Source organism: Corynebacterium sp. CCUG 61414 (assembly GCF_024453945.1).
GTDB lineage: Bacteria > Actinomycetota > Actinomycetes > Mycobacteriales > Mycobacteriaceae > Corynebacterium > Corynebacterium pseudogenitalium.
The window spans coordinates 1-4,841 of the sequence record NZ_JAGPYU010000028.1; the positions used below are offsets into that span (position 1 = coordinate 1).

The following is a 4,841-nucleotide window of genomic DNA, read 5'->3' on the forward strand; positions in this document are numbered from 1 at the left end:
CTTGTCAGTGAACTTCGGAGCAGGAACCGTAGCATTCTCGCCCGGCTTACCCTTACCGTCCTCATACTTCGGCTCAAACACATCGGTCGTCGGCGCGATATTCAGTGGCACAACATCAGTGTGCTCAGTCTCTTTGCCATCCCGGTCAACCAGCACGTACTTCACCGTCACGTTCGGCTTCTCCTCAGAAGCCTCAACCGCAGACATCGGGGTGCCGGTGATTGTGCCATCCTTGAACTCCAAACCGGCCGGAAGACCCTCAACCGTGATGGAGTCCTTCTTGACTTCAAAGCCTTGCGGAAGAGGACCGAAGCCTTCCGGCTTCACTTCCTGGGTGTACTTCGTACCAGCCGTACCAGCTGCAAGCGGGGAATCCGTTACCACAATCTTGGTAACAACCTTCTCCTGGCGAGGCTCGGTAACCGTCTTTTTCTCAGTCTTCTCGACGCGCTTTTCCGGATCTTGCTCGTCCGGATTTTCGTAGACCGGGTTGCCATTCTCATCAACGACCGGCACGTTCTTCTCAACCACAACATCAACCGTACGGGTCACAGTCACCTCAGTGGTACCAGCCTTGGTTGGGGTACCCGTGATTGTGCCGGTCTCAGGGTCAATCTCGAGGCCCTCCGGCAGCCCCTCAGCAGAATACTTCGGCGCAGCCCCCTCAGCGACATTTTCCGGCAGCTTCTTGAACAACGGCGCTACCTTATCGGCCGAGTACGTATCGTAACGCGAGCCCAACGGCAGCTGCTCAGGAACAACAGCGGTAAACGAATCCGCCATCTCCCAACGATCCGACGCCTTCTTCGACACCGGGTCATAGTCAACGACGGCCGCGGTGTAGACCGTGGTTGCCTTCAGATCCTCAGGAGCCTGGAAATCACACGACGGGATAACACCCTTGTCATCGCTCTTAGCGATGCACATCGCATCCTTGATCTCAGTCTGCTTACCATCCGGATCAGTTGCGTACCAACGAATCGCATAATCCGAATTCGGCACCAACCCAGCAGTCTTGGTGGTCACCTTGGACCCGGCACGACCCTTATTGTCATACGAGTTGTACTCCGGAATATCAAAGATCGGCTGCGCAGACATCAACGGGAACTGCAGACCAGTCATCTTGTAGCCCGCAGTCATGCCACCCTGATCTTCGTAATTCTGGAACATGTTCATCGGGAACGCCGAATTCTTCACATCCCGACCCTCAATACGCGGGTAGATGTACATGTAATCCGTATTGATGTGACGGCGCTTCGTCTGGTTAATTGCACCACCAGAGAACGCACCATAGCGGGTGCCGCCTTCATTATCCGGCATGAAATTCTTCGCAACGGTGCCGAAGTCGCCTTTTTCAAGCTTGTTGGAAATCTGCGCAGCCTGGTTCTCCTGTGTTCGTGACACACCGTAGGTACCCTTAAACGGCAGATAGATCTTGCCGTCAGCCTTCGACGGCACCACTACCGTCTCAGCAATATGGGAACCTTCGCCGTGCTCAGCCTGGTACGCCTTGATAATGCGCTCCTGGTTCGCACGCTCCTGCTCAGGCGTGTAACCATCATTGGCGTCCTTCCACGCGTCAATCTCACGCGCGACCTCATCATTAAGGTACGAGGCAACAATCTCGACACCACCAGCGGCACGGTCACCCTGACCAGGCTGGTACTTGTAGTAGCCTGGCAGCGAACCTGCATCCTCACCGGACTCCCACCACACCTGCGACTGGTTCGGCGCAGCAAGACTGTCGATCGCACCAAATTTGCCATAGTCCGGGAACTGACCATCCACCGTCGGCTGGCCCGTCTCACCATCAAGCGCACGCGTCCACTCGGACTCCGGCTTCGCCAACCAACCAACATGGTTCGGCTTCTCCTCAAGCACGAAACGACCAGCAGTAATACGCGAACCAGACGGACCAGCCGTAAAGTTCCACGACTCCTGAGTACGATCCGTACGCGTGGTGTAGCGGCCCGACTGCATATCGCCGGCCATCACGACGGAGTACTTGTCCTTATCCGGGTTCTCGCCCCACACACGAACCCTGAAATTAGAGTCGCCAGCCAGGTAGAACGCCGGAGCATCGTATTCGTTGGTGACCTTCTCAGACAGGTCGAAGGAGAAGCGGCCTTCGGAGTCTGTCAGCGTGTAGAACGTCGGGGAAACCTCGCCCTTCCCATTCACGTACTGCAGGTAGATGACATTGCCCTTCAAAGGCTCGTCACGGTCATCCCGGCTGTCCGGGCGACCGTTCTTGTTGATGTAGGCGTAGCCGTGGTAGCCGTAGTAATCACGCCATCCACCCTTGGTGTAGATAGCGTTTGGCACCTGCTGGTTCTTGCCCTTAGCTTCTGCAGGCGCCTCAGCGCCAGCCGCTACAACTGGTACGTCCTGAGCGAACGCAACCGGCTGCGCCAGTGGTGCCACCAGAGCAAACGACAATGCGGCCGCAGCAATCGACGTGCCACGACGTGCCTTAAATTGGCCTCGCATAAACATTCCTTCCATATGGTCTAATCAATGTGACTACCTACCTGTCGGCCAAGGTCTAGTAAAACCACAAAACTGCAGGTGGTGGACGTAGACAGTGGTCAACGATTAGTCACTTGCTGTAAATTGTATCAATCTATGGAAAATGTAGGACCTCCACAGGGCTTTTCTAATTCTCAACCACAAAGAAGTGCACATGTCAGATAAGCACAGGTGGAATGCAGTAATTTTTTCTAGTGATACATTTTGGTCACTATAAATGGAAGTCATTGACACAGTTCCAATAGGACCAGTTCAATTAAACTGGAAGACAAATGTTAATAATTGTCGAAACAATTAAGGCCAATCGGGTAAATATAAAAGTTGCTGCCCATTGCAGTAAGCACAATAGGCAACAACTGTAATTTTCTTACCAAGACTTTAGGCAAGATTTACGAAATGTAGCCCCCTGCATGGGGGAGGAGGCTACATCACCATCCTTTTACGCCTTCGGCGTATCGGTTTCAGGTGCTGTCGGAGTGGACGTCGATACGTTCTTGTCCTCCTTGGAGGACAACTTCGTCGTCTTACCGGACGAACCCTTCAGCTCCAGGTCCTTGACAGAGGACTTCGGGCCATTCGGGTTGCAGTTGTCGTTGATGATCGTGCCGGCGAGGATGCCAGCGGCGATCAGCACGATACCTGCAGCCACCATGCCCAGATCCGCACCGAAGGTACGCAGCTGCGCATTGATCTGCTCAACCTGACGTGCCATCTCCGGGTTGAAGATGCCAACCTGCTGCTGAATACGGGTATTCACCGTCTTCAGCTGAGCCTCAATCTGACCAGCCACATCGCTGAGAACCGGGATCTGAATCTGGGAAGCCAGACCCAGCGGCAGCAGCGCGATCAGTGGCAGACCGAAGCCCACAGCGGAGGCAACACACTTGCCGGTGTCAATCGAGACCTTTGCCTCGGTCTTGTTACCAGCACCATCAGTTGCGGTGATCGTGTCGCCGGTCTTCAGATCAACACCAGCCGGGACCTCAACCTTCCAGTTGCCGTCCTTATCAGTCGTGACCTTGATCGGATCCTTCACACCTGGGATCGTGACGAAGATGTCCTCACCCGGGTGGTCTCCCTTACCAGAGATCTCCTTGGCACCAGGCTTAATCTCATTAATCGACGGAGCAGTGGTATCCGGAGTCTCGCTACCATTTGCTGGGTTCGAGCCACCCTTGATCTCATCCTCGTTGGTCACACCGTCACCATCGAAGTCACCCTTCGGATCCAGCAAGGACTTACCATCCTTGCCAACCAGATCGAAGCCAGCCGTCGCCTTGTTCTCGGAGCCATCGTTGTAGGTGAAACCGACATCGACGGACGGACGAGCAAACGGAGTGAAGTCCTTCACGAACTCGGCCCAACGCTTGCCAGCCTCGTGGCTCTTGATCTCCGGCAGCTTCGCCTCGATCTTGCCCTCAACATCCTTCATCGAAGGAGCCTCAGCCTTGATCACACCGTTGTCCTGCGGAGTAAACGTCCACTTATCCGCATCCGAGCCTTCGCTCGGCGTAGCCACGACATCCTTAACCGGAGCCGTCTTACCGAACGGATCATTGGTGTTCTTCTCACCATCAACCGGAACGCCCGTGACCTCGTCGTACTTCGGCACGAAACGCTCAGCATCAGTACCAACAATGAGCTTCGTGTCAACCTTATCGGTCGAACCATCCGGGTACGTCACAACAACGGTGACATCGTACTCACCCGGCGTCGAGGTATCCGGAGTACCACCCTCGTACTCAAACTTCGTACCATCAGGAAGCTTGTCCGCATCCTTAATGTTGTTCTTCGGATCCGGGGTGCCACCGGTCGGAACATTCTGATCCTGACCCTGTGGATCGTTTAGCTCAGCCTGAGTCGGGTTGTCCTTCACCGTGACAGTCGTAGTGACCTTGTCCTTGGTGCCATCCGGGTAGGTCACCACAACAGTAACGTCCTGGGTGCCTTCCTTCGACGTATCCGGAGCGCCACCCTCGTACTCGTACTTCGTACCCTCCGGAAGATCACCAACATTCTCGATGTTCTTCTTCGGATCCGGCGTCTCCCCAACCTTGACAGGCTGATCCTGACCCTTCGGATCGTACTTCTCAGCATCCTTAGCCTCCGGCTTCGGAGTCTCGGACACCGTCACCGTGGTAGGAACCTCGTCGGTAGAACCATCCGGGTAGGTCACCACAACAGTGACCTTCTTCTCACCCGGAGTCTTCGTATCAGGAGTCTCCTTGTACTCGTACTTCGTACCCTCCGGAAGATCACCAACATTCTCGATGTTCTTCTTCGGATCCGGCGTCTCCCCAACCTTGACAGGC

2 protein-coding genes are annotated in these 4,841 nt (G+C 54.9%); both read right to left on the bottom strand.

Going from position 1 to position 4,841, the window contains the following annotated elements:
* On the bottom strand, positions 1-2,490 hold a 2,490-nt coding region (locus tag KBX14_RS11035), incomplete at its 3' end, for a putative Ig domain-containing protein (RefSeq protein WP_256042552.1).
* Between the two features lie 478 nt (positions 2,491-2,968).
* On the bottom strand, positions 2,969-4,841 hold a 1,873-nt coding region (locus KBX14_RS11040), incomplete at its 5' end, for a Rib/alpha-like domain-containing protein (RefSeq protein WP_256042553.1).